We start from the raw sequence: 25,065 nt of genomic DNA, 5'->3' as shown, positions 1-25,065 counted from the left end.
ATGAAAATCAGCTTCTTATGTAGTAATCCTAGACACCCCGTTAATGACTATCTATGTGCATGGATAAAAAAGAACAATTGCAAACATGAGATAGAGCTAGTGCGTCAGAAAAAGGATCTGTCCGGAGGTGACATATTATTTCTCATTTCCTGTACAGAGATTATAAATAGCCAAGATCGTAAGGGTTATATTAGCTGCCTAGTACTTCATGCCAGTGATTTACCTAAAGGTAGGGGCTGGAGCCCTCATATATGGAGCATTATAGAGGGTAAGGAAGAGGTGGTTCTGACACTGTTAGAAGCTAGTAATAAAGTCGATAGCGGCAAAATATGGAAAAAATTAAATTTTCAAGTGCCCAAACATGCATTATGGAATGAAATTAATGTTCAGTTATTTGAAAAAGAAATTGAGTTGATAGATTTTGCGGTTAGTAACTTCAAGATTGTCTCACCTAAGCCACAAGATCCAAATATAGAACCGACGTATTATCCAAGGCGGACACCAAATGATAGTGCAATTAATCCATTTAAAAGTATTGAGAGTCAGTTTGATAAAATTCGAATCTGTGATCCTGAACGATTTCCTGCATATATAGAGCTGTATGGAAAGAGATATAAGATTATTCTGGAGAAGGAAAATGACAAATAACATTCATATTGATGGTCGTATCATAGGTTGTAACCAACCTCCTTATATCATCGCCGAGATGTCAGCAAACCATAATGGCCAACTTGATGTAGCTATGCGTATTATAGAAGAGGCCAAACGCGCCGGTGCTAACGCCATTAAAATGCAAACGTACAGGCCTGATACAATTACTTTAAAGTCAGACTTACCGGATTTTCAAATTTCAGATGGTTTATGGGCTGGGCGCACATTATACGATTTGTATGAGTGGGCTCATACACCTTGGGACTGGCATAAGCCACTGTTCGATTATGCTCGTCAGTTAGGTATTACAATATTTAGCTCCCCTTTTGACAGCACCGCTGTAGATCTACTCGAGGATCTAGGGGCACCTGCGTATAAAATAGCTTCTTTTGAAGCCATTGATTTAGCATTGATTAAGTATGTTGCTAGCACTGGCAAACCGATGATTATATCTACTGGTATGGCCAGTGCTGAGGAGATAGAAGAAGCGATAGATGCTGCGCGTGTAGGCGGCTGCAAGGAGCTTGCTATTTTGCACTGTGTCAGTGGTTACCCAGCGCCTGCTGCAGATTATAACCTGCGTACTATTGCAGATATGATAGAGCGGTTTGGGTTGGTCACAGGTTTATCTGATCACACTCTTGATAACACTACAGCAATTACTGGTGTTGCCCTTGGGGCCTCTATTATAGAGAAGCACTTTACCCTCGATCGTAATGGTGGCGGACCTGATGACAGTTTTTCATTAGAGCCTACAGATTTGGCCGCCTTATGCCGTGATACCAAAACAGCTTGGCAGGCGCTTGGGCAGATAGATTACGGCCGAAAAGCCAGTGAAAAAACCAACACTAAGTTTCGGCGCTCATTGTATTTTGTAAAAGATATGGAAGAAGGCGACACCATCACTGAAGATTCTATACGCAGTGTACGTCCTGGATTTGGATTGGCACCAAAATATCTACATGAAGTTATAGGTAAAAAGCTTACTAAAAAAGCGTTAATGAATCACCCTGTAACTACTAGTCACATTTAGATCAAAAAATATAAAAATTAGAATAATATGAATAATTTACTGATTATAAGAACTCCATTTCAGGCATGGCTAGCAGAAAGAGTGCTAGAAAAAGAAGAAATTGATAATTTTGACTTGATTTATTTTACGCACAATAACTCTATAGAAGATATTCATTACTACAAAAAATTAGCTCTTAAGGCTAACAAGTCTGAATATATCTTTGTTTTACCGCAGAGGATTAATATTCTATCACTTATTACTTTTAAGCTCCGTTCTAGATCTTGGTATAAGTACTGTCAATACGACATTATTCTTTGTGCAAGTATCGATAGTTTTTATATTACTTCTTTGATAAGGTCAAATCGTAACTGTAGATTAATAACATTTGATGACGGTACTAGTAATATAGATACTAAAAGCTCTTATTCATATTTTCAAGAGAGTAAAAGCATAAGGGATAGTTTCTATAGATTTCTATTGAATGCGCTATCATTAAGTCAGGTCAAGAGTTTGATTGATAGACATTATACTATGTACGATGGTTATGAAAATATAGTCGACTCTAGTAAATTAGTTTTTTTAGATAAGCTAAAAAGATCTTCCTATAAAAAAAATAATGCAACCAAAACTTATTTTATAGGAACGCCTTTTGAAGAGATTATGAGCGATAACGAAATAATGAAACTAGAGTGTTTTTTAAAAAACTGGAAGTTTAGTGCGTACGTTGCTCATCCACGAGAAACAAGATTACTTAAAATCGGAGCCAAAACCCTAGATAAAAAGGGGCAAATAGCTGAAGAGGCTATTCTAGAAGATGCAAAAGATAGCTCTATTATATTAATTGGTGGTAACTTAAGTTCAGTAATGCTAAATATTGGACATATTTGTCAGGAAGTGACAGTTATCCTGCCACAGGAATCAAAGATAACACCCAATATATCTGAGATGAGTATAGAGTCTGGATTTAAAGTTACTCTTGTTTAGTATAGAAGCACCTTACAGCTATAATATTGCTCAATGAAAAAACACGCAATTAAAAGCATGACTTTCTAAAAATTTCGATTTTTTATTTGAATTATCTATTTAGGTTAACCTTATCAGCTACCTATGAATTCTAGCGTTTCACGTTAAAAGGAATGTATTATGATATGTATATATTCTCCAAGCGAAAATATTTGGGGGGGAGGCCAAATTTATATAGAGAACCTTTGCCGATATATGAATGAAAAAGGTTTCTCTACTGCTATCGCTACCTCGGAACCAGATACGTTTAACTGTCCTACTATCGCTATGAGTTCGGTAGCTTCAAAAAACAGACGACTTTTCAACTCCTTGAGTTTTGCAAAGAAAATGAAGAGTCTTGGGGTTAAAATAATTGTTCTTAATGATTTGTCTTCACTCTGGTTGGCGCCAATATATAGGCTACAAGGCTTTAAAGTAGTATCTCTTCTACATTTATATTTACAGAAAAAGAATGAGGCTGGACTCGGTCATAGTGCGTCAGAGTATCATTCACTAAGGCTGTCTAGTTACTTTTGTAATAAAATATTTAGCGTTAATAAAGAAAATATAGATGTTTTTCCCGTTAATGTGGAGTTCGTCGGTAATTTTATATCACCATGGTTCTTTGATGAATCCCAAACGGGAAAAGAATATGATTTAGCAATCATATCTAGGCTTTCTAAGCAAAAAAACATACCTTTATTCATAAAACTTGTTGGACTGCTAAATGAGGATAGGACTGAACCTCTCAAAGCACTAATACTAGGCCGAGGGGAAGAGTATACTGATATAGTCAAAGCAATTGAAATAGCGGGTCTGCAGCAATCTATTGAACTACGTGATTGGGCAGATAGAAAAGATCTACCCAGCATCTATGACAGTATCAAATGTTTTGCCATTACTAGTCATCATGAAGGATTTGCTACTACACTTCTTGAGGCTCACGCTCGTGGTGTACCTGCCATCACCACCAAAAGTGCGGGGTTTTGCGCTGAGTTTGTAGATGGATTCGGTGACCCTACAGGAATCTCTTTTGAACCAGAACAGATAGAATCAGTTGAATTTAGAAAAACCATTCTTTCTGTAATTGACAGTGCTGATACTTACTCATCAGCGTGTATTAATAAGGCTAAAATATTCAGCGAAGAAAAAGTGCTTGGTGGTATTCTTAGTGGAATGAAACAGCTTTTTAATTAGTAAATCCATTAAATTGTTTTTATAGTATTGTCGGGTCATATAGCTCACTCTTTGCTAGATAGAATCTAGCAAAAAACTCAGAAGAATATAAATCAGGTTTATTGTTTGACGTATATAAGGAATAACTGCATTCCAACCTTTAATTTGGAGAAGCTATGAAATCTTTACCTATCCCTACAATATATGGATTAATGTGTGTTAAAAATGAGGCTGACATTCTTATAGAGACTCTTCCTAAAATTCTTGAGTGGTGCAGTGTTCTTTTTGTAATCGATAACAATAGCACAGACGAAACTCAAAAAATTCTAGGTAGCTTTGGGCCTAATGTGGTTATCCTTGGAACATTAAGAGTTCCATATCAAGAAGGCTTCAAAAGTATTGGTTATCATTACGCTAAAACCTCTAAAAACTTCAAAGATCCAGATTGGTGGGCAGTTGTAGATGCTGATGAGGTATATATTGAAGACCCACGAAATTTCTTGAAAAATATTCCAGCATCTTATGGCCGAGTTAGTACGAATGCGACTGAGTTTATAGGACTTAGTTCGGATGTATCTTTGATTGATCCTAAAAGCTATAAATATTATATTCCTTTAGATTGGGCAGAAACCAGATTCTTTCGCAACACAAGTCATATAAAGTGGAAGAGCTTCAATGATAATGGTTTCTCAGGAGTGAGACCTAGTTTTTATGAGCGTATTAAATTATATCACTTTCCTTTTAGAGCAGTTGCACAGATTGAGCAGAGGATAAGTGATCGTAATGAGAGCAGGAAAGCTGCAAATATTGCATGGTCAAATTCAGATTTTTTGGACGCTGAGCAATTATTGGTGGACTATAAAGTTAACCTGCGTCGGCCCGTTTCTGACGGAGTTTGTTTTGGGCATTCCGCTGTTAATCATTATTCGACTCGGAAGCAACATACCAGTATGTGGATGCAAAAGTTATTGTACGTTTTGAAATTACGATAGTGTAGTCAATTTAATTTAAAATTATGACAGTGCTACTGCGATGGGCTTTTAGCATAATCTGTAAGAGCGGCACGCGCGAAAAAATTCATATCAGTATTACGTGGTTATTAGCATATAGATAATATTAAATAATTGATTCGTTGATTAATGAGTAAAAATACTGATATGAATTTCTAATGTCATGAAGCTTGTATTCTCACGAATTTCGGATTATTTATATAATAAAAAATGTATCAAAACGAGTAAGCGTTTTTTAATTGAGTATGTACTTTTTTTATACTAAATATTGAGATAATCAGTAAGAGTACATTCCTAAGTAATGCCAACATAGATGTGAAAACTCTAAATAAATAGCTCTATAAGGTAAGCGAAATGAAAATTTTGATGGTTATAACCAGCTTAGGTATGGGAGGTGCCGAAAAGGTAGTGACAACGCTAGCGGACCAACTTATGGATATGGGCCACGAGGTAAATATCGCTTATTTGACAGGTGAGGCATTGGTTGTTCCAAAAAACAAAAGCGTAAGAATAATAAATTTAGAAGTCAAATCGTTCCTTAGTCTAACAGGTGGCTACCTGAAGTTGCGTAAATTGATTGATCAATTCAAGCCTGATGTAGTACACAGTCATTTAGTACATGCCAATATACTTTGTCGTACCATGCGCCTATCAACAAATATACCTAGACTAATTAGCAGTGCCCATAACTCTAATGAAGAAGGCCATTTTAGAATGTTAGCTTATCGCTTAACTGATACGCTAACGGATATGTCTACCAACGTTAGTTATGAAGCAGTTGACACATTCCTTAAGTATAGAGCTATGAAGCCTGGACGTATACTGACAATACATAATGGTATATCTACCACTGAATTTACTTATTTAAAGAGTGAAAGAATTAAGATTCGTAAAGAGTTGGGCATTTATAATTATGAAAAACTGATTTTAGCGGTTGGTAGGCTAGATAATTCCAAAGATTATCCTAATCTTTTATCAGCCATATCACATATTTCTCCTAAATTTCGAAATATTAAGCTAGCAATAGTTGGAGACGGGCCTCCACTTAGTGAGCTAAAGGAATATGCGAACTCACTTGGCCTGAATAATAAAGTCGCCTTTCTTGGACTTAGGACAGACATTCCATCGTTAATGTCTGCGGCAGATGTTTTTACGCTATCTTCAGCTTGGGAAGGTTTTGGGTTAGTAGTCGCTGAAGCGATGGCTTGTAATCGAGTCGTGGTTGCTACCGATTGTGGTGGCGTAAAAGAGGTAGTAGGTGATGCAGGTTTTTTGGTTCCTCCCAAAGACTCTCGTAAGCTTGCTGCTACACTTGAACTGGCTTTGAACTTAAGTGATGATGAATGTTTACAAATAGGTGCTAAGGCTCGTCAGAGAGTCATAAAGCACTACTCATTACCGGCCGCTGTACAAAAGTGGATACATTTGTATTCAGCACCTATACATGATTTGAAAACTCCTTTCTCAAGCGAAATACAGAGGTAGCTATGTGTGGTTTAAATGGTTTTTTTAATGTACATGCTAGTAGTTACTCTGCTACTACTGCAATACTAAAGATGAATGATGCTCTTTATCATAGAGGTCCGGATGCTGGTGATAGTTGGTTAGATGAGACTATGGGATTGGCGCTTGGTCATAGACGTTTAGCCATTCTAGAGCTGTCGCCTGCAGGTGCACAGCCTATGCATTCTAATTGTGGACGATACGTGGTTGTATTTAATGGTGAGATATATAACCATCTGCAACTACGTCAACAGCTTAATCAAGAAGGTTTCTTACTCGAATGGAAAGGTCATTCAGATACCGAAACCATGCTCGCTTGTTTCGTAGCTTGGGGTATCGAGAAAACACTACAAGCTATGGTAGGTATGTTTGCCATTGCTCTATGGGATAAGCAAACAAAACTACTGACTCTAGCTAAGGATAGGATGGGTGAAAAACCTTTATATTGGGGTTGGCAAGAGGATAGTTTATTCTTTAGTTCTGAATTAAAAGCTTTGAAAGCACACCCTATGTTCAAAGCAGACATTGATCGTGATTCAATTACTTTACTTTTGCGTCACAACTGTATCCCTGCTCCTTATAGTATTTATCAAGGCATTAAAAAGTTGCGACCTGGTTATTGGTTGCAATTACCTTTAGCAGAATTGGAAACAGCTAAAATAGCGATACCCAAGGCCTATTGGAGTTTTAATACCGTAGTTGAAACAGGGCTAGAGGATCCTTTTACTGGCAGTCCAGAGCAAGCAGTTGATATTTTAGAGTCAGCACTTGTAGAGAGTATTGGCAGTCAAATGCAATCAGACGTTCCACTTGGTGCTTTTCTAAGCGGTGGTATAGATAGCAGTACAGTAGTTGCATTAATGCAAGCACAGCGCGAGCGGCCAATTAAAACTTTTACTATTGGTTTTGAGAATGAGGCATATAACGAGGCAACGCATGCAAAAGCTGTGGCTAAGCACATCGGTACCGAACATACTGAGCTTTATATAACCCCTAAAGATGCTTTATCAGTGATACCGAAATTATCGTCTATATACTGTGAGCCATTTTCAGATAGCTCACAAATCCCGACCTTTTTAGTTAGTCAGTTAGCAAGTGAGCATGTGACGGTTGCCTTAAGTGGTGATGGGGGTGATGAGCTATTTGGAGGCTACAATCGTTACCTGATGGCTCAGCAAGTTTGGAATAAAAATCGTAAATTGCCTAGACCAATGAGGCGCTTCGCCTCGGGTATGCTGACTACTTTAGCGCCAAATAGTTGGGATAATATTTTTAAAAAATTCAATCCTATTATTCCTGAGCGCTTAAGGTTGAGTGCTCCTGGTGATAAGGCTCACAAGCTAGCAAGTGTGCTAAATATTGATAGTGAGCAGGAGTTTTACCAGTCATTGACGAGTCATTGGCAGCAGCCTGAGAAGTTAGTCATAGGTGCAAAAGAACCTAGTACTTTGATAAGTGACATAAATTGTTGGCCGAAAACAGATAGCTTCCAACATGCGATGATGGCTATGGATGCACAGACTTATATGGCTGATGATATTTTGGTAAAGGTTGATCGCGCTGCTATGGCTAATAGTCTAGAAACGCGAGTGCCGATGCTAGATCATCGTATTGTTGAATTAGCCTGGAAAATGCCATTGGATTACAAAATACGTAATGGGGAAGGTAAATGGTTGCTGAAGCAGGTACTATTTCGTCATGTTCCTCGCCAATTAATTGAACGGCCTAAAATGGGGTTTAGCCTACCTTTACACGATTGGTTACGTGGTTCATTACGGGATTGGGCTGAAGCATTATTAGATAAAAAGCTGTTATTAGAGCAAGGTTATTTTTATCCAGCACCCATACGTATGATGTGGACAGAACACCTGAGTGGTAAATATAATCATCAAGATCAACTATGGAATATATTAATGTTCCAAGCCTGGCTTGAGACACAATGATGTATATGGACAACAAAAGTATAATTATATTTTCTTTTTTGGATATATACAAATATTAGACTACAATCAGCAAGACACTTTTCAAAACATAGCCGTACAAAGCCAGTAGGTTAAATTAGAATAATGGCCCAAGATGCCAATCATAATAGTCCCTTGATAGTAGCCAAAACAGACATGTAATTTTGATTTTTATTAAAAATATAGAGACAAACTAATGTCAGACCTAAGTTGGATTTATACGTATGGATTTTTGGGTATCAGACTTTTTGAGTTACCTAGTCTGCTGATATGCTTGTTGCTAATTGTTACTGTCGGCTACAAGTTTAGAGTTCCATCTAACTATCAAATAGTATTGGGGTTACATTGTCTAATTCCATTTTTCTTAAATGATTTTTTGTTCAGTACGTCTTATATGCCAGACCAGTTTAGATACTGGCTCGGAGTCAATGCAATCAGATCTGGAGAAATGGGTTTTATTGAAGCATTCACAGGTGGCGACAACGTATTTCAATCTAGTGCTCTGCTCTCATTATTACCATTTCCAGCTCCTGTTTCTCCTATTAGTTTAGGATTCTATAATACTTTTCTCTATATCGTTTTGTTCTTCATTTTGTATGTCAAAAACATTTTTACAAAAGTATCAATATGGTTTTATCTGTTGTTTCCAAGCGTGGCTCTATACACGGCTCTAAGCTTGCGAGAAACTCTAATTCTATTTTTTATGGTGCTAACTGTTGTCTATGCACGTGAGTCGAAGATCTTCAAAAGTATTTTATTTATTATTCCTTTGTACTTAATTAAATTCCAGAACTTTTTTATTTTAGGTCCTATTGTATTGATGTATTTTACTTTCAATGTGGCCAAAAAAGGTATGGGACTAGCTAAAGCCGTGACAATTAGCCTGATAAGCCTAGCTGGATTGCTTCTGTCTGCTCCTATAGCTATTCCTATCATTAATGAGTTTAGATTGGCAATGTTTGCAGAGGATGGAGGAGAGGCTGATAAGATTAGTCTTATTTCTGGAGTGGGAGATTTTGTTGTTGAAGGTTTGACATCAGGCCTTTACTTTTTATCTAAACCATTTGTATGGGAAGCGAGCGGCTTCTTACCTTTGATTCAGTCATTTGAAAACTTATTCGTACTTGTTATTTTGTTTCTGATAACACGTAAAGCTTTGATGAAAAGTCCTGACAAGCTTGCATTTTGGTTATTATTTATGGCTTTATCCATGTCTGTATATGGCTTAGTTGTATTTAACTATGGGACAGCTGTTCGTTATAGATATCCATTCGTTATGATATATGTACTGTTCGTATGTGCTGACTGCGAAATTCGCACATTATTGCCTGATAAAGAACTTCCAAAGCTGAACTCACTTCCTAAAATCAATCAGTAAAAACTCTTAACCACATCTCTCAAAAGTGTAAATATAAATTATTTATGTCTTTCTATTGTAATTGTTATGAAAACCACCTATAGTATATTTATATATGTGAATATATAAATATACTATAGGTGGTTTTAGTTTATTCATAGGTATCCTCTTTATACGATTTAAATAACTAAGCTGAAAAATTATGCCTAAGAGAAAAAGGTTTCTAATATTTTCTAATTATTTGCCTCATGTATTGAATTTTAGAGGCAAGCTTTTGGAGTCCATTGCTCAATTAGGATATGAGATACATGTCGTTTCTCCTGATTTAGAGAAATATATCGCAGACTATAAAGAGCTTATAGATCGTGGATATCATGTTCATCAGATTGCTATGCAAAGAACCGGAACCAACCCAGTTAAAGATATAAAAACCTTTTTTCATAGTTATCAGATATTAAATAGAATTAAACCAGAATATGTACTCTCTTACACTGTCAAGCCTGTGGTGTATGGAACATTAGCAGCATGGCTGGCCAGAGTACCCTATCGTTTTGTGTTGATATCAGGACTAGGTTATACCTTCCAGCAAGTAGAAGAAACCAACAAGCGTAATACTTTTCAAAAATTTGTACATGCGCTTTACCAACAAGCATTAGCAAAGTCTTCTAAGGTGTTTTTTCAAAATAACGATGACTTAAATTTATTAAAAAAACTAAATATAGTTCAGCCAATTATTCCAACAGTAGTGGTGAACGGCTCAGGGGTGGATTTAAATGACTTTAATGTGTTTCCATTACCTAGGAATGCGTCAGGGGGCGTCAAGCCATCCTTTTTGTTGATTGCTAGACTGCTCAAAGATAAAGGAATAGTGGAATATGTTGAAGCAGCCAAACAGATAAAGAGAGAATACTCTGATGCCGAATTTCATCTAGTAGGTTCGATAGATGAAAACCCAGCAGCCATTGAGCAAGCACAGTTAGATCAATGGATAGCAGATGGCGACATCATCTATTGGGGTCAGCTTAGAGACGTTCGTCCTGCCATAGCGGCTAGTTCAGTCTATGTATTGCCGTCTTATCGCGAGGGCACATCACGTTCTGTGTTAGAGGCCATGTCAATGGGACGAGCTATTATTACGACGGATGCTCCTGGGTGTAAGGAGCCGGTGACCAATGGTATAAATGGTTATTTAGTTCCTGTTCAATCTGTTGATGAGTTAGCAGATGCTATGCGTCATTTCATAGAGCATCCCAATCTTTATGAGCAAATGGGGTCGGCCTCTAGAGGTATTGCGGTAGATAAGTATGACGTTAAAAAGGTAAACGCTCATATGATAGTGGAGATGGGTTTAGGTTAGTTTTTTATATCGAAATATATCTCTTAATCATCGTTTCAGGAAATACAAAGTCTAATTATTTTTATCTTGGACGCTACTTTATCTAATATATTCGTTTATAAGAATTTATATATTTAAAATTTATTATATATAAGAAAAGCATTATGGGTCTTGGTATATCGTGAACTGCTCTACATAGGAGGTTTAAAAATGCTTAAGAGGATATTCGATGTTAGTGTTGCTCTAATGGCCTTAATTTTAATGTTGCCTATTTGTATATTGGTGGCATACAAAGTTAGGAAGAATTTTCGAGCACCTGTGTTATTTCGTCAAGCTCGGTCTGGTCTTGATGGTAAAACATTTGAGATTATTAAATTTCGGACAATGAGTGATGATAGAGATTCTGAAGGTAATCTCTTGCCTGATGAGTATCGTCTTACAGATTTTGGTAAGCAACTTCGAGCGAGTAGTCTTGATGAATTACCTCAACTATGGAATGTACTCAGAGGTGAAATGAGTATAGTAGGCCCGCGACCTCAGCTGATGGAGTATTTACCATTATATAATAAAGAGCAGTTTAAGAGGCACTTAGTTAAACCAGGAATCACTGGTTATGCTCAAATCAATGGTCGTAATAACATCAGTTGGGAAAAACGCTTTAAACTTGATATTTGGTACGTTTATAATCAATCGATGTGGTTAGATGTTCAAATATTATTTAAAACTGTGAGGCTAGTTATTACAAAGCATGGTATTTGTGCAGAGGGAGAAGCTACAATGAGTCGATTTACTGGTAATAAGCAGCGAAGATATAAAGTTATAAACGCTAACTTTAGAAGAAGCTTGCTAAGATATCGACGTCTTAATAGGCATTTTTCAGAGCGTGATACCGATATTTAGGGCGTGGCACCCATCAGAACAGTTGTTTTAGGATAAGCTATACTAATTCTATATATAGCAGCCTGAGTTCAACTCCTTTGACAAGACGACATGCCCTACGTGATGACAAATGGGAGCAGGTTTTTAATCAGCTATCCGAACAATCAGATGATGAATATGCCTTGTTAAAGTCCATCAGCATAGTGCTGGAAAAAAAGGGATCAAGCCATTGGACTCAGCAAAAGTAGACTGACAACTAAAATAGATACTCGAACAGATGCATTAGGAAATCCTACTGGCTTTTATCTAACAAGTGGCGCAGCTCATGATCTGTATGGCTCAGATGAATTACTCAATGTCAGTATTAGTCAAACTTGGCCGATAGAGCTTATTATGATGTTGATGCCCGCGTCATTGAACGAATTAAAGCGGTATAAAGCAATGCCTTCATAGCATCTAAGTATGAACGAATACAGCCAAGAGACTTTGATAAAGAGCTTTATAAAGCATGGAATCTGATCGAGAGCTGCTTTGCTAAGTTTAAGCAGTACCGTGCGATTGCTACTTGCTATGATAATTTAGCCAGTCACTTCCTGAGTGCGATTCATCTGGTTTCTTCTATTGTTTGGCTTAATTGATGACACGCCATAGTCTAATAGACAATTTATGGTTCTATTTTGAGGGCTATAGGTTACTCCCATATCTATCATTTCATCTCATAAGCTCGAAAGTCTGCTGAATAGGTCATGTATTATTCTGCCGTGTCATTTATTTTAAAAGCACTGTATCTTATTTATAAAGGACTTACTATAGCTTAAGGGTTTTACGTTTAATACACGGCACATGCAGGTAATACCAAAAAGATGCTGGTTAGCTTCCATAAAGGCGTACCTGACTAACTGTGCTTTGCAAAGTACGCCGTGGCCTCATTCGCGCATAGCTCTCATCTTGCGTCGGGGCCAAGTAGTACATCGCTTTATTCCTCCTCATTTAGGATTTAGGATCTCTCGTTGCTCTTCAGCTACTTTAAGCTGCCGCTTGAGCTGCTTTATTTCCTAAATAGCTGCCATAAGCTCAGTTCCCAAAAGCTTGCCTTGATTGGCCTTGTTCTGCCAGTTGGATAACGTTTGCATCGCAATGCCAAGTTGCCTTGCAGCAGCTGAGATGTTGCCGTTATTGTCCGCTATATTCTTAACGGCTTCTGCTTTGAACTCTGTACTATAAGTTCTGATTTTCTTAGTCATGGTATACTCATCATCGAGTGGTTAGTTTACCAAATTCATCTCTACGGTTTCTTCAGCATAGCTCAATTTGAATAGTCACGCTCGACGGCTAATAATAATGTGGGTGAAATTTTGCAGTAGATACATCGATTTCACCTCTGTCATTTAGCCAAACACACTGCGTAGTATGAAAAATAACCCTATCATTACGACAGCGATGACGAGCAATCGTTTGAGCCAAAAAGGGAGCAGTGGCTTTTTATAACCCAAGTCGTTGAGCTGACTGTCAACCCCAGCTTGTAAGCGCTTAAATCCTTGGCTCTGCTCGGTGGTTTTGACACGGTTCTTGACCAGTGGCTGTGGCGGCTCTGCCGTAGGCGCTCTATCAAAACTGATGGCTTCGTTAGGAATCCCCTGTTTGTTGGCGATAGTCGTAAGCTTCTGCTGTTGTTTTACTTTTAGCGCCGTCTCATAAGCATCGATCCTATCTTTGGCATCATCCATGCTGATGTTTTCATCTTCAGCCAATGTTTTGATCGCCATGACCAAGTTGTTTTTTTCGATCATCATCATGACCGCTTTTGGCAGCTTTGCATTGACTGGTTTTGAGCTGGAGTCAGAGTTAAACATGATTGTCCTTATGACAGCATAAAGGTGTGAGTAGATAATTAGCCTATTAGCTAGATAGTATGGTTATTCATTATAACTGTTTTATATCAGAAAAATTCAAGCAAAAAAATACCGCAATCATAATCATGACTGCGGTATTTTAATATCTATCTTATCAGCATTTCTGCCAACCTTTGATAAATTATAGATCTTTCCAACGTTGGATAGATTTTTTAATCACTTCTTTAGCTTCTGCAACATCATCCCAAGACTCAACCACTGTGCTACCTGGTTTTTTCAGGTCTTTGTAATGGCTAAAATGGTACTCTAATTGGTTGATGAGCTGCTTTGGTAGATCAGCTAGGCTGTTGTAAGCATTGCCTGTGTCACGGTCATCAGCAGGTACGACAACGATTTTGTCATCTACTTCGCCGTCATCAACGAACTTCATGACGCCGATTACTTTGGCTTTTAAGAAAATGCCTGTCGGTAATGGTTGCTCAGTAAGCAACAACACATCTAGCTCATCACCATCTTCGTCAAGTGTTTGTGGGATAAAGCCATAGTTACAAGGCTTAGCAAAAATCTGTGGATCAATACGATCAAGCTCAAATACTGCAAGCTCACGATTCCATTCGATTTTGTGACTGCTACCAGCTGGAATTTCTACTACTACGTTGATGATGCCGCCATCTACGTCGCCTGCGTCTAGAATTTTATTAAAATCTGCCATAAAATACTCCAATTTTCTTTTGTTTTAAGTGTTTGAATAATAAATGATAGTAAAAGTGTTGAGCTGGGAGACTAGCAAAAGAACTGTAGCACCCGATTTGTACTGCATGCGATTATAGCAAGTTTGATGCAAATTTTCTCATAATGCTTAGTCTAAGCGCGCAAGAGATTATGCAAAAATGGACTCAGAGCATTTATTGGGGTGCGAGTGCTCGTAACTCAATCAGTCCAGCATGACGTTTGGCAATATTATCAATCAGCTTCTGAGTCACTTGCTCATAGCTTAACGCGTTGCTTATCTGTTGAGTGTTTTGTTTACTTGGCGCTTTTTGCATCGCCACAAAATCAGACAAGCGCAGCATTTGCATCCCTGCATAACCGCAAGGATTGATGGCGTTAAAAGCGGCCAAATCACAATTTAGATTGATTGCAATACCATGATAGCTAAAGCCATGCTTGATCTTAAAGCCTAGAGAGGCCATCTTGCCTAGCATGATTTTATCATCAACAGGTGTGTCGTTGGTTTGTGTATCGGTATTGCTATCTGATTCAGGGATATCTGCATACAAGTAAACCCCTGGCGCATCACGACGAGCATGGGCACTGAAATGAGCACTGTCAGATAGAGGCTTGCTATATAAGCACTCGTTAATGACATCCTCGATGGCTTGTTCGGCATGAGAGACTAGATTGCGCACGCTCCATTTGAGACTATTCAAATCAAACAACCAGTAAAGCACCAGTTGCCCGTGTCCATGCCATGTGACTTGACCACCGCGATCAGTCTTGATAATAGGGGTATTAGTGCGCTGTAATATGTGCTCTTCTTTGCCTGCTTGCCCAAGTGTGTAAACGTCATTATGATCGACAATCCATAATTCATCAGGTGTGCGTACACCTTGCTCTTTTTTTAAGGCAATACGCTCAAGCGTACGCTCAAGCATTGCATCGTGAGTCGGGTTATAGTCGGCTGCTGATAGGGATTTACTGATCAGCATATCATTAAGCGGCTGTGTGGCATTTTGCATAAGGGTGTCTGTCTTATTGTTATTAAATATAGAGATAAAGATAAATACTACTAATAGGCAGTGTAGCAGTTTTGACGCCTATCACTCAAAACTATTGCTCAAATTATGGCCTAAAGCATCGTTCGGTTTACTGGCCAAAGCTATATAGTGGGTAGTACATATCCTATAACACGCCCTAATATATAATGACCTGATATAACTGGTGAAGCCTTCACGAGCACAGACGCAGCAGTCGACCAAAGATGCTGTTCATTGCGCGGGTGATGCGCTACATTAAAGTATGATGAATGGAATCTGAGTAGGACGCGACCTTTTAAGATAGGCTCCTACTCTAGGGTCAGGATATGCCAAAAAATCGCACACTCTAATATACCCAATTGATGCCAATAAATACGACAAGGAAGAACAAATGACAGACAGCAATCAACAGATCCATGATCAGGCGTTAACCGGTACAAGCCTTGCACGTTTGCCCGAAGCCCTAAGTACCGCCACGACGATTGATGAGATGAAAGCGCAGTTCTCGCGCTTGCAAGCACTGAGCCGTACGCAGCCGATAAACGATTGGCAAACGCGTGAAAACCAGCTCGATAACTTAGAGATCATGCTCAGCGATAACCAAGAGAGTTTTGCCACAGCGATCAGCGCAGATTTTGGCTATCGTAGCCAGTCAGAGACTCAGTTTGCTGAGCTGTTTCCTAGTTTTACAGGCATCAGTCATGCCAAAAAACACGGCAAAAAATGGATGAAGCCGCACCGTGCGCCTATTTCTGCCTTATACATGCCAGCCCATAATGAGATTCAACCACAGCCACTAGGGGTAGTCGGTATCATGGTTCCTTGGAACTATCCACTGTTTTTGGCCATTGGACCGATGATTGATGCACTCACCGCAGGCAACCGCATCATGGTAAAAATGAGTGAAGCCGCGCCGCAGTTTGCTCAAACATTCGCTGATGCGATAGCGCGTTATTTTTCGCCAGATATGATATGTGTGGTATTGGGCGAGGTCGATATTGCGGCCGCCTTTAGTGAGTTGCCGTTTGACCACTTATTATATACAGGCTCTACTGCGGTAGGCAAGAAAGTCATGGCAGCTGCTGCGCCGAACCTAACACCCGTGACGCTAGAGTTAGGTGGTAAGTCACCAGTGATCGTATTAGACGACGCCAATCTAGAGTCTGTGGTCAATCGTGTGATGATGGGCAAAACACTGAATGCTGGTCAAACCTGTATTGCCCCTGACTATGTATTAATTCCGCGCCAATATCACGAGCAGTTTATTCACTTAGCAACAGAGTGGATGACAAAGCACTATCCTAATATTGAAAGCAACCCTGATTACTCGCGCATCATTAATGGTGAGCAGTTCAAACGGGTCAAAGGCTACCTAGATGCATTATCAGCTGAGGAAGTACATGCCCTCACAGCGGTTGAATCAGACATAGAGACACGCCTGATGCCGCCAGTGATTGTACGTGATCCTGCTCCTGATAGCGATGTAATGCAAAACGAGATTTTTGCACCGATTTTGCCGCTCATGCATTATGAGACACTTGATGACGCGATTGCGTTTGTGAATGCACGTCCACGACCATTAGCTTTATACATTTTCGGTGATAACTATGGTGGTATCGAAAAAGTGCGTAACAACACGGTCTCGGGTGGTCTATGTATCAATGAGGTTTTGATACATGTGGCTCAGCATGATTTACCGTTTGGTGGTGTCGGTGAATCAGGTACCGGTGTTTACCATGGTAAGGATGGATTTGAGCGTTTAAGTCATATGAAGCCAGTGTTTGTCCAGTCTAAGCTAAACGGCCTGAACCTCTTATTACCGCCTTATGGTGGACTGTTTAAAAAGGCCATGGCGCTGTTTTTAAAATAGCTGTTGAACGATATCGGACTTACAATCAGCGGTTTATGAGCATATGACTGTCAACAGTTCTAGGATTAGTCACTAAGTTAGTATCAGCAATAACGTAATCGATAGCACTTATGCCTATAAGTGCTATTTTTTTGCCTACGATATTGCGTATCGGATGCTATGTCAAAGTGAGACGTTATTATGGTCAGTTTTTTATTCTCATGATAAGGCTGTTATCTACTGTCATAACTGACAAATAAGCATTTGTCATGACTCTGATAAATCGCTACACTTTGTAGTAAGTCTAAACAACAGTAAGTAATCTTTGAATAAGCTAGAGATATCATCGATGGATATGACATCGTAGGATCTATGTTGAAACTTACTGTGTGAACCAGCCTCTTATGCGATATAAAACAAAAAATAGGACAGCGCATGCGCCAATGGATTGCTTTAAGTTTACTGTGCATGAGTGCGTTGCTGCTGCCTGTATCGGCATCAGCGGCTTGTGACTCACCCATCAAATTTGGGGCACTGACATGGGAGAGTGGTCAGTTCATCTCGGGCGTGCTCAAATATATCGTTGAAGATGGCTATGGCTGTACGATTGAGGAGGTACCCGGAGCAGGGCCTGCATTGGATACTGCGCTGTCACAAAATGACATTCAGGTGATTGGCGAGCAGTGGATCGGGCGTTCTCCTATCATGGAGCAAGCGATTGAACAAAACAAAGTGGCTGTCATTGGAGATACGCTAAAAGGCGGGGCGACCCAAGGGTGGTATGTCCCCCGTTATGTGCTAGAGGAAAACCCAGGTCTGCGTCGCTATCAAGATTTGCCAAAATATGCTGAGCTGTTTAAAGACCCTGAAGATCCAAATAGATCACGTTTCATGAACTGTCCCTCTGGTTGGACGTGTGAGATTTTTAACACGCGGTTGCTCAAAACCACAGGTCTGGACAGTATCTTTAATAACGCCCATCCTGGTACGGGTGCTGCGCTCGACGCCGAAATCGCCTCCGCTTTTGAACAGCATAAACCACTGTTGTTTTACTACTGGCAGCCCACGGGTCTGATGGCGAAGTATGACTTTGCCGCCTTAGAGTTTCCGGCGCATAAAGATGCGTGTTGGCAAGACCTACTGCTTGCTGATGGTACAATGGATTGTGTATCAGGTTTTCCGGTATCACCCTTAGGTATCGCAGTCTCTACGCCATTTATTGACACCAATCCCGAGCTGGTCGATGTTTTTGAAAAGGTGCAATTCACCTCTGATGAGCTGAACGGCGCTATCTTAGATATGAGTGAGAGCAAACGTAGCGGTGATGAGCAAGCGTTGGTATTCTTGCGTGAGAATCCAAACGTTTGGCAAGGATGGTTGACCGATGAAGCGGCTATCAATCTTGCCGCTAAATTGGGTCTGGACTCGGCAGGTACTATGACAGCTGATGCCGCCACCTCGCGCCTTGATCCATCAGCGCGCTCATCAAGCTTTCCTTTATGGTCACTTGAGACTCCACTCAATAACGCCTTATCAAGTGTTGTTCAGAATTATGGAGGGGTGTTTCGGGCAATTAGTACCATGGCACTCACGTATTTATTACTACCTATTGAGCGGTTGTTAACCGCTATCCCGCCTTGGCTGATTATTGCATTTGTAACTGTGCTTGGCTGGTTTGGTGTCCGCAAGATTTGGTTTGCGCTGGCATGCGGTGCAGGATTGTTTTTGATTGGAGCATTTGGCTTATGGGGCGCATTGATTGATACATTGGCATTGCTCATCGTCTCGGTGCTGGTCACCATCGTGATGGGTATTCCTATTGGTATTGCGATGTCAAGTAGCCAGCTGCTGCGCAAAGTGGTGACGCCTGTACTGGATGTCATGCAGACCATGCCAAGCTTTGTATATCTGATACCCGTGCTCATGCTGTTTGGCATTGGCAAAGTGCCTGCGCTATTTGCCACGATTATTTATGCCTTGCCACCACTGATTCGCCTCACGATGTTGGGAATCACGCAAGTCAATCATGAGATGGTAGAGGCGGGTCGCTCATTTGGTAGCACTCATATGCAGCTGCTTATCTGGATTAAATTGCCACAGGCATTGCCCAGTATCATGGCGGGTGTTAATCAAGCGGTAATGATGTCGCTCTCTATGGTGGTACTGGCCTCGATGATTGGTGCCCCCGGTCTGGGTGAAGATGTGTTGCAATCCATTCAAACCCTCAATATCGGTCAAGGACTACAAGCGGGTACAGCCATCGTCATCGTTGCCATTATTATTGACCGTATCACTCAAGCGTTTGGTCAAGGCAAGCGTGCTCGTCAAAAAACCATTCAAGCGGGCAAACATCCGATTGGGTAAGATTTGTTTAGCGGTGACCACGTAAAGTTATAATAATAAAATCCACCTAAACAGTGAGAGTCATAATGAGCCATATCCAGCTAAAAAATATCAGTAAGATTTATAATGCCACTCGCACGCAAGCGCAGTCTGCATTGGCACTATTGGCTGACGGTATGGATAGCATCGAGGTAAAAGCAAAAACGGGTTATTCGGTGGGTCTTTATGACATCAATCTGGACATCGAGGCGGGTGAAGTACATTGTATAATGGGGCTGTCAGGCTCTGGAAAATCTACGCTAGTACGCCATATTAATCGTTTGATTGATCCAACCAGTGGAGAGATATGGGTAGATACCGCTAACAATACTAACGTCAAAGCTGGCAATAAATCTGGTAATAAGACAGACATCGACGCGAATGATTCTCCCCATATATCCACTGATAAGCCAGCCATGACTACTGCCACCAATGCTATCAATATTTTAGCGCTGAATGACAAACAGTTGCAGCACTATCGTCAGCAATCGATCAGTATGGTCTTTCAGCATTTTGGTTTGGTGCCGCATATGACCGTCATACAAAATGTCGCCTATGGTCTACGTGTGCGTAAAATGAGTGTTAGCGAGCGTCATGAAACGGCAAGACATTGGCTGAATGAGGTGGGGCTATCAAATGTAGAGGGTAGTTATCCGGATGAGCTGTCTGGTGGTATGCAGCAACGTGTTGGGCTGGCGCGTGCACTAGCAACAGACAACCCGATATTATTGATGGATGAAGCATTCTCCGCCCTTGATCCGCTCATTCGCACCCAACTACAAGAGCAACTGTTAGCACTACAAGAGCGTCTAAACAAAACCATTGTTTTCATCACTCATGATATTGATGAAGCAGTCAAAGTAGGTCAGCGCATTAGTATTTTAAATGGCGGTCGTTTGATCCAAACAGGTACGGCACATGAGCTGCGTCATCAGCCTGCAGACCATTATGTCGAGCAGTTTATGAGCATAAAGGCATAATTGGCATTGTTCAGTAGTGGGAAACCGATGAGTAGATCATGTTTTACTGAATGAGGTTAAGCCCTACTAGGTATAGACTATTTGCTGTTCTTATTGAGATGCTATTTTGTGTCAATCACGTGCGAACTCTGAAATAAACCTCAAACTTCGTTATACTTAACGGTTTATCGACGCCTTATTATTTTTGGGTTTGTCTTATTTGTTATCCATATATAAAGTCGCTTAGTCTATCAGGTGACATCTATTTTTTACTTTTGCACTTTTTAAGGCCATAGCATGACCGTTACCTATGCACCTATTATTACCTCATTGCTTGATAATGATTTGTACAAATTTACCATGCTACAAGCCATGCTACACCAGTTCCCGCAAACACATGGCGTCTATCGTTTTCGCTGCCGTAATAATAAGGACACATCATACCCACTGGCGGATATTCAGCAGGATTTAGAGCAGCAAATAGACAGCCTGTGCGAGCTACGATTTTTGCCAGATGAGCTAGAATACCTGCGCAGTTTACGTTTTATTCGCTCAGATTTTGTCGACTATCTGGAACTGTTTAAGCTAAAGCGCCGTTTTATCACGGTCAGTACGGATGACAAAGGCCGCTTATCTATCGATATCGAAGGACCGATGATTCAGGCGATGTTCTTTGAAGTATTTGTACTGGCCATCGTTAACGAGCTTTATTTTAATGCACTCTCCAGTGAGAGCGTGATTGCTGAAGGTCAGCATCGCCTTGATGAAAAAGTGGCGTTGCTGCATCAATATGCTGGCGAGCAGAAAAAAAATGGCCAAGACAAACCGCCATTTATCGTGGCAGATTTTGGTACGCGTAGACGATTTAGCAGACGCTGGCAGGCCCATGTGGTCGAGACATTATATAAAGCCGAACCAAAAATTGTGAGTGGCACATCCAACGTCTATTTGGCTAAGCAGCTTGGAATGACACCGATAGGCACGATGGCGCATGAGTTTATGCAGGCATTTCAGGCGCTAGATGTGCGTTTGCGTGACTCACAAAAGGCCGCGCTGGAGTCATGGGTGCATGAGTACCGCGGCGACTTGGGCATTGCGCTGACAGATGTGGTTGGGATGGATGCGTTCTTACGTGATTTTGATTTATATTTTGCCAAGCTCTTTGATGGATTGCGCCATGACAGCGGTGACCCCTATGTTTGGGGTGATAAGGCGATTGCTCATTATGAAAAGCTCAAGATAGACCCAAAGACCAAGATTCTGACCTTTAGCGATGGGCTAAATCTAGAAAAAGCATGGGAGCTGCATCAGTACTTTAAGGATCGAATCAGAACCAGTTTCGGTATTGGTACCAACCTCACCAACGATATGGGTATCACGCCGATCAATATCGTGCTGAAATTGGTGGAGTGTAATGGTCAGCCAGTGGCTAAGCTGTCTGATAGCCCCGGCAAGACCATGATCAATAACGACACCTATCTTGCCTATCTTCGCCAAGTGTTTGAGGTGGATGAGCCTGATTAAACGAAAGGCAGAGCCCAAATGAGCTTGGTTTGACTAATTAGCTGCTATCTAGTGGCAGGTTTTTATTTAACTATCAATGCTGCTAGTAGATTTTTCTTCGGCAAAGGCGGCGTCTAATGCTTGTTGTACGGCGTTGATACGGGTCTCGCAAACTCGATAAGCGGCAATAGACTCTTCGACCGTGGTCATTAGGTTGTCGATATCAGGCTCGTCTTGTTGCTGCAATTCAGCGGCATTGGTTTTTAGAATATCGTAAGCCGCCTTAAAGGTTTTTGGGGCGGCTTTTTTGCGTCGGCGAGTTGTGGTAGTCATAGAATTTCCTAATTTTTAAAGGTAAGTAAATCAGTAATCGTTAGATATTATTATGTGGTTAAGTTGGAATATCTGAGGTTTCCGTCGCTTTCTTATCCGTATTGACATTAACAATCTGTGCTGTTGCATTCCCATCTTTTAAAATGATGTGAACAGTTTGCTCGGGATAGAGTTGGGTACTACTAGTGAGCGTTTGCTTGTCCTTGGCATCCGTTAGCATGGTGTAGCCTTGCTTGAGCACGCGGGAAGGGCGATGTAATAGCACGATATCGCGTAGATGTTCGCTATCGCGCTGCGCTTGTATCAGCTGCTGCTGCGCGCTATGCATGATGGTTGTTTGGTTATTTTTGCCAGCTATAGAGGCTACCGTTAATTGCCGCTGAGCCAAGGTTTGCGTTTGCTGATAGTGCTCAGTGGTCACTCTGGCTGCTTGTTTGACTTGTCGCTGGGCGCTTTGCTGAATACTACGCCATGCATAATCACTGTCTTTTTGTAGAGCAGTCAGTTGCCCGATAGTTTGTGATTGTATTTGACTCAACTGGCGCGCAGTTTGTTGCTCGGCAGTATTTAATTGGCGCTGAGCCGCTTGCTTGATTTGCGCTTGGTATTGCAGCGTCTGAGCGATGAGCTGGGCTAAGTGGCTGCTAATGGCGGCGATTACTTTTGATGGCGTATCAAAACTTGTATGTGCCACCTCGTCTAAAATCACTTTGTCACGCTCATGACCCACACCTACCCAGACAGGAATAGGCTGCTCAGCAACCAACGCTGCCAGCTCATAATCATTAAGATAAGCCAAGTCCCCAACCGCACCGCCACCGCGAATAATGACCAATAGATCCGGCAGGTGCTGATACGTCTCATAAAACTGCTGCTGAGCACTGACGATGGCTTGGCGGATTTCGCTTGGTGCATGATTGCCTTGAAAAGTCGCATGATGGTAGTGGAAGTGACATGCACCTATACTGGCTAAGCGATCCGCATCCGCTTGAAAATCTCCCAATCCAGCCGCCTTTTCGGGAGCGATAACCAGCACATGCTCGATGTCAAATGGCGCAGGTAGCTGCTGATTGAGATGTAATAGGCCTTCGCCTGTTAAGCGGTCGACCATTTCTGCATATTGCCGTGCCAAGTCGCCTAGCGTATAGCTCGGATCGATGTCTTCAATCGTAATGGAGAAACCATACTGAGCATGAAATCCTGCCGATACTTTGAGTAGTACGGTCAAGTCACGCTCAAGTGGCATACCCGTTGCCCGCTCGAACTTGGCTAAGACACGGGCCGCTTTAAAGCGCCATAGATTACCACGGCAGCTGGCGACCACTTTGCCATCATCGTCTTTTTCGGCCAACTCAAAATAGTAGTGACCGCCTTTACTCGATAGATTACGGATTTCTGCTTTGACCCATACTCTATGATCAAAGGTTTGTTTAATGACCATCTCAACTGCTGAGAGATAGTCACTCAGGCGTAGGACGGTATCCTCTAAATTCACTTCAAGATTGTTTTCTTGCTCAGCGAGTTCGGCCTCTAAAGTCGCCAAATCTTTGGCAGGCGTTAATACTTTGGCTTGTTTGGTGCTTGAAAGATTGGGTTTGCGCATGATAAAAGACCAAAGATAAGTAAGACGTAAAGGCTGATGAGAGCATGTTAAATACAATAGAAGTAGTTTAACGTAAAAGAGAGCACACAAAAAGCGATGCCAACAAGCTTTGATTGATATATTATCTATATCGCAGTTTGTTGGCTACTTGCTTAGTGGATATTGTATGTCATTTGATATTAGTGATTGGATCTTAAGCTTGGTTTTATCTATAGACAGTTAGCGTATAGGGAAAATCAGTTCGCTATTTATCGGCCTATTGGCAGCGGAAGTTAATGGTATATTCATAATCATCATCGCGTGATAAGTCTGGTGTTCCCGTGCCAAATATCGAGCCAACGACAGCACCTACTTGACCAACCATACGGCCAGTACTTTCATTTAAGATGCCATTATACTTGACATTGTCATCGACGATGATCACTTGCTTACTTCGACAAGTTTTTTGCGCGCTATCTATCGCATTTTGCTGCGCTTTAACTTTAGTCTCGGCGATGCCTGTTGTCTCATAGATAGAGTTGGCACGTTGAATCACTGGTGATGAAGGTGTGCTCTGGCAGGCACTCAATACGAGTACAGCCGCTAACGTGGTGGTCAAACCAACAGTTTTATTGAAAATATTCATAAATAATTCCTAAAGTTTATAAACAGAACCTATTTCTCACGCAAAACGATAGCAGTGATAAGCAAGTCTCATGAAGATAGCCTATCTACGTATTAAGTGTCTAGACGGTTATTGTGTGCTGTATTACAGTGGCATTGCCAGTGAATGCTATTATGCATGACACATTTCTGCATGATACATTCCAAAACAAGTAACATCGCACATCTATCGATAAATAGTATGAGTCTAAAATAAAACAAGTCGCAGCCGTACACAGCAAACTACTTGAAATATACCTCATATCTAGGATAATTGAGCCATTCGTTTTTTAC

General features: G+C 40.7%; 21 protein-coding genes and 2 pseudogenes. 15 read left to right on the top strand and 8 right to left on the bottom strand.

Annotation, left to right across the window (positions count from 1 at the left end; genetic code table 11):
• From IP485_RS01745 to IP485_RS01695, 11 genes are all read left to right on the top strand, one after another.
• A complete protein-coding gene (locus IP485_RS01745; protein ID WP_198325731.1) occupies nucleotides 1–648 on the top strand; it encodes a UDP-glucuronic acid dehydrogenase in 648 nt (215 codons plus the stop codon).
• Nucleotides 638–1,684 carry a pseudaminic acid synthase gene (gene pseI, locus IP485_RS01740; protein ID WP_198325730.1) on the top strand — a complete coding sequence of 349 codons (1,047 nt, stop codon included), beginning with the start codon at nucleotides 638–640 and terminating at the stop codon, nucleotides 1,682–1,684. The genes IP485_RS01745 and pseI overlap by 11 nt, the downstream gene beginning before the upstream one ends.
• A 27-nt stretch (nucleotides 1,685–1,711) precedes the next feature.
• Nucleotides 1,712–2,650: a glycosyltransferase family 52 gene (locus tag IP485_RS01735; protein ID WP_198325729.1), complete on the top strand. Its 939-nt coding sequence runs from the start codon at nucleotides 1,712–1,714 to the stop codon at nucleotides 2,648–2,650.
• 159 nt (nucleotides 2,651–2,809) lie between these two features.
• Nucleotides 2,810–3,865, top strand: a complete 1,056-nt coding sequence (locus tag IP485_RS01730; RefSeq protein ID WP_198325728.1) for a glycosyltransferase family 4 protein — start codon at nucleotides 2,810–2,812, stop codon at nucleotides 3,863–3,865.
• 155 nt (nucleotides 3,866–4,020) lie between these two features.
• Nucleotides 4,021–4,836 (top strand): glycosyltransferase family 2 protein, encoded by an 816-nt coding sequence (locus IP485_RS01725; RefSeq protein WP_198325727.1) that lies wholly within the window; start codon nucleotides 4,021–4,023, stop codon nucleotides 4,834–4,836.
• Between the two features lie 372 nt (nucleotides 4,837–5,208).
• A complete protein-coding gene (locus IP485_RS01720) occupies nucleotides 5,209–6,339 on the top strand; it encodes a glycosyltransferase (RefSeq protein WP_198325726.1) in 1,131 nt (376 codons plus the stop codon).
• Between the two features lie 2 nt (nucleotides 6,340–6,341).
• Nucleotides 6,342–8,300, top strand: a complete 1,959-nt coding sequence (asnB, locus tag IP485_RS01715) for an asparagine synthase (glutamine-hydrolyzing) (protein ID WP_198325725.1) — start codon at nucleotides 6,342–6,344, stop codon at nucleotides 8,298–8,300.
• A 412-nt stretch (nucleotides 8,301–8,712) separates the two neighbouring features.
• Nucleotides 8,713–9,696, top strand: coding sequence for a hypothetical protein (locus IP485_RS01710; RefSeq protein WP_227686364.1), 984 nt, complete (start codon nucleotides 8,713–8,715; stop codon nucleotides 9,694–9,696).
• A gap of 181 nt (nucleotides 9,697–9,877) precedes the next feature.
• Nucleotides 9,878–11,032 (top strand): glycosyltransferase family 4 protein, encoded by a 1,155-nt coding sequence (locus tag IP485_RS01705; RefSeq protein ID WP_198325723.1) that lies wholly within the window; start codon nucleotides 9,878–9,880, stop codon nucleotides 11,030–11,032.
• A gap of 189 nt (nucleotides 11,033–11,221) precedes the next feature.
• Nucleotides 11,222–11,911: a sugar transferase gene (locus IP485_RS01700; protein ID WP_198325722.1), complete on the top strand. Its 690-nt coding sequence runs from the start codon at nucleotides 11,222–11,224 to the stop codon at nucleotides 11,909–11,911.
• 428 nt (nucleotides 11,912–12,339) lie between these two features.
• On the top strand, nucleotides 12,340–12,528 hold the full coding sequence (locus IP485_RS01695) for a transposase (RefSeq protein ID WP_198326000.1): 189 nt from the start codon (nucleotides 12,340–12,342) through the stop codon (nucleotides 12,526–12,528).
• A gap of 171 nt (nucleotides 12,529–12,699) precedes the next feature.
• Here the strand turns inward: IP485_RS01695 and IP485_RS13950 are convergent.
• The 5 genes and pseudogenes from IP485_RS13950 to lipB all read right to left on the bottom strand — a co-directional run.
• A pseudogene (locus tag IP485_RS13950) lies at nucleotides 12,700–12,816 on the bottom strand (IS3 family transposase); the annotation flags it as partial.
• A 132-nt stretch (nucleotides 12,817–12,948) separates the two neighbouring features.
• Nucleotides 12,949–13,134: pseudogene (locus IP485_RS13945) on the bottom strand (transposase); the annotation flags it as partial.
• A gap of 144 nt (nucleotides 13,135–13,278) precedes the next feature.
• A complete protein-coding gene (locus IP485_RS01685; RefSeq protein ID WP_198325721.1) occupies nucleotides 13,279–13,743 on the bottom strand; it encodes a hypothetical protein in 465 nt (154 codons plus the stop codon).
• A gap of 181 nt (nucleotides 13,744–13,924) precedes the next feature.
• Nucleotides 13,925–14,455, bottom strand: a complete 531-nt coding sequence (locus IP485_RS01680) for an inorganic diphosphatase (RefSeq protein ID WP_110923013.1) — start codon at nucleotides 14,453–14,455, stop codon at nucleotides 13,925–13,927.
• Nucleotides 14,456–14,648: 193 nt separating this feature from the next.
• Complete coding sequence (gene lipB / locus IP485_RS01675) at nucleotides 14,649–15,482, bottom strand: lipoyl(octanoyl) transferase LipB (RefSeq protein ID WP_198325720.1); 834 nt, start codon at nucleotides 15,480–15,482, stop codon at nucleotides 14,649–14,651.
• A gap of 409 nt (nucleotides 15,483–15,891) precedes the next feature.
• Here lipB and IP485_RS01670 point away from each other — a divergent pair, with 409 nt between their 5' ends.
• From IP485_RS01670 to pncB, 4 genes are all read left to right on the top strand, one after another.
• Entirely contained in the window at nucleotides 15,892–17,370 is a 1,479-nt protein-coding gene (locus tag IP485_RS01670; protein ID WP_198325719.1) for a coniferyl aldehyde dehydrogenase, read from the top strand.
• 414 nt (nucleotides 17,371–17,784) lie between these two features.
• Nucleotides 17,785–19,713: a glycine betaine ABC transporter substrate-binding protein gene (locus IP485_RS01665; protein WP_198325718.1), complete on the top strand. Its 1,929-nt coding sequence runs from the start codon at nucleotides 17,785–17,787 to the stop codon at nucleotides 19,711–19,713.
• A 65-nt stretch (nucleotides 19,714–19,778) separates the two neighbouring features.
• Nucleotides 19,779–20,711, top strand: coding sequence for an ATP-binding cassette domain-containing protein (locus IP485_RS01660; protein ID WP_198325717.1), 933 nt, complete (start codon nucleotides 19,779–19,781; stop codon nucleotides 20,709–20,711).
• Nucleotides 20,712–20,987: 276 nt separating this feature from the next.
• Nucleotides 20,988–22,214, top strand: coding sequence for a nicotinate phosphoribosyltransferase (gene pncB / locus IP485_RS01655; protein ID WP_198325716.1), 1,227 nt, complete (start codon nucleotides 20,988–20,990; stop codon nucleotides 22,212–22,214).
• A gap of 66 nt (nucleotides 22,215–22,280) precedes the next feature.
• Here pncB and xseB read toward each other — a convergent pair whose 3' ends face one another.
• The 3 genes from xseB to IP485_RS01640 all read right to left on the bottom strand — a co-directional run bounded on the left by xseB (nucleotide 22,281) and on the right by IP485_RS01640 (nucleotide 24,754).
• On the bottom strand, nucleotides 22,281–22,526 hold the full coding sequence (gene xseB / locus IP485_RS01650; protein WP_194363073.1) for an exodeoxyribonuclease VII small subunit: 246 nt from the start codon (nucleotides 22,524–22,526) through the stop codon (nucleotides 22,281–22,283).
• 58 nt (nucleotides 22,527–22,584) lie between these two features.
• Nucleotides 22,585–24,129: an exodeoxyribonuclease VII large subunit gene (xseA, locus tag IP485_RS01645; RefSeq protein WP_198325715.1), complete on the bottom strand. Its 1,545-nt coding sequence runs from the start codon at nucleotides 24,127–24,129 to the stop codon at nucleotides 22,585–22,587.
• Between the two features lie 256 nt (nucleotides 24,130–24,385).
• On the bottom strand, nucleotides 24,386–24,754 hold the full coding sequence (locus IP485_RS01640; protein ID WP_198325714.1) for a hypothetical protein: 369 nt from the start codon (nucleotides 24,752–24,754) through the stop codon (nucleotides 24,386–24,388).
• Between the last annotated feature and the right edge of the window lie 311 nt (nucleotides 24,755–25,065).

Source organism: Psychrobacter sp. NG27 (genome assembly GCF_016106655.1).
In the GTDB taxonomy this organism is placed as follows: Bacteria; Pseudomonadota; Gammaproteobacteria; order Pseudomonadales; family Moraxellaceae; genus Psychrobacter.
Note: the sequence above shows the minus strand (reverse complement) of the source record. Positions and strands in the feature narration are given on the sequence as shown.

Excerpts from the sequence above, each read along its gene's own strand:
- IP485_RS01745 (WP_198325731.1), top strand. The coding sequence starts at position 1 with ATGAAAATCAGCTTCTTATGTAGTAATCCTAGACACCCCGTTAATGAC.
- pseI (WP_198325730.1), top strand. The coding sequence starts at position 638 with ATGACAAATAACATTCATATTGATGGTCGTATCATAGGTTGTAACCAA.
- IP485_RS01735 (WP_198325729.1), top strand. The coding sequence starts at position 1,712 with ATGAATAATTTACTGATTATAAGAACTCCATTTCAGGCATGGCTAGCA.
- IP485_RS01730 (WP_198325728.1), top strand. The coding sequence starts at position 2,810 with ATGATATGTATATATTCTCCAAGCGAAAATATTTGGGGGGGAGGCCAA.
- IP485_RS01725 (WP_198325727.1), top strand. The coding sequence starts at position 4,021 with ATGAAATCTTTACCTATCCCTACAATATATGGATTAATGTGTGTTAAA.
- IP485_RS01720 (WP_198325726.1), top strand. The coding sequence starts at position 5,209 with ATGAAAATTTTGATGGTTATAACCAGCTTAGGTATGGGAGGTGCCGAA.
- asnB (WP_198325725.1), top strand. The coding sequence starts at position 6,342 with ATGTGTGGTTTAAATGGTTTTTTTAATGTACATGCTAGTAGTTACTCT.
- IP485_RS01710 (WP_227686364.1), top strand. The coding sequence starts at position 8,713 with ATGCCAGACCAGTTTAGATACTGGCTCGGAGTCAATGCAATCAGATCT.
- IP485_RS01705 (WP_198325723.1), top strand. The coding sequence starts at position 9,878 with ATGCCTAAGAGAAAAAGGTTTCTAATATTTTCTAATTATTTGCCTCAT.
- IP485_RS01700 (WP_198325722.1), top strand. The coding sequence starts at position 11,222 with ATGCTTAAGAGGATATTCGATGTTAGTGTTGCTCTAATGGCCTTAATT.
- IP485_RS01685 (WP_198325721.1), bottom strand. The coding sequence starts at position 13,743 with ATGTTTAACTCTGACTCCAGCTCAAAACCAGTCAATGCAAAGCTGCCA.
- IP485_RS01680 (WP_110923013.1), bottom strand. The coding sequence starts at position 14,455 with ATGGCAGATTTTAATAAAATTCTAGACGCAGGCGACGTAGATGGCGGC.
- lipB (WP_198325720.1), bottom strand. The coding sequence starts at position 15,482 with ATGCAAAATGCCACACAGCCGCTTAATGATATGCTGATCAGTAAATCC.
- IP485_RS01670 (WP_198325719.1), top strand. The coding sequence starts at position 15,892 with ATGACAGACAGCAATCAACAGATCCATGATCAGGCGTTAACCGGTACA.
- IP485_RS01665 (WP_198325718.1), top strand. The coding sequence starts at position 17,785 with ATGCGCCAATGGATTGCTTTAAGTTTACTGTGCATGAGTGCGTTGCTG.
- IP485_RS01660 (WP_198325717.1), top strand. The coding sequence starts at position 19,779 with ATGAGCCATATCCAGCTAAAAAATATCAGTAAGATTTATAATGCCACT.
- pncB (WP_198325716.1), top strand. The coding sequence starts at position 20,988 with ATGACCGTTACCTATGCACCTATTATTACCTCATTGCTTGATAATGAT.
- xseB (WP_194363073.1), bottom strand. The coding sequence starts at position 22,526 with ATGACTACCACAACTCGCCGACGCAAAAAAGCCGCCCCAAAAACCTTT.
- xseA (WP_198325715.1), bottom strand. The coding sequence starts at position 24,129 with ATGCGCAAACCCAATCTTTCAAGCACCAAACAAGCCAAAGTATTAACG.
- IP485_RS01640 (WP_198325714.1), bottom strand. The coding sequence starts at position 24,754 with ATGAATATTTTCAATAAAACTGTTGGTTTGACCACCACGTTAGCGGCT.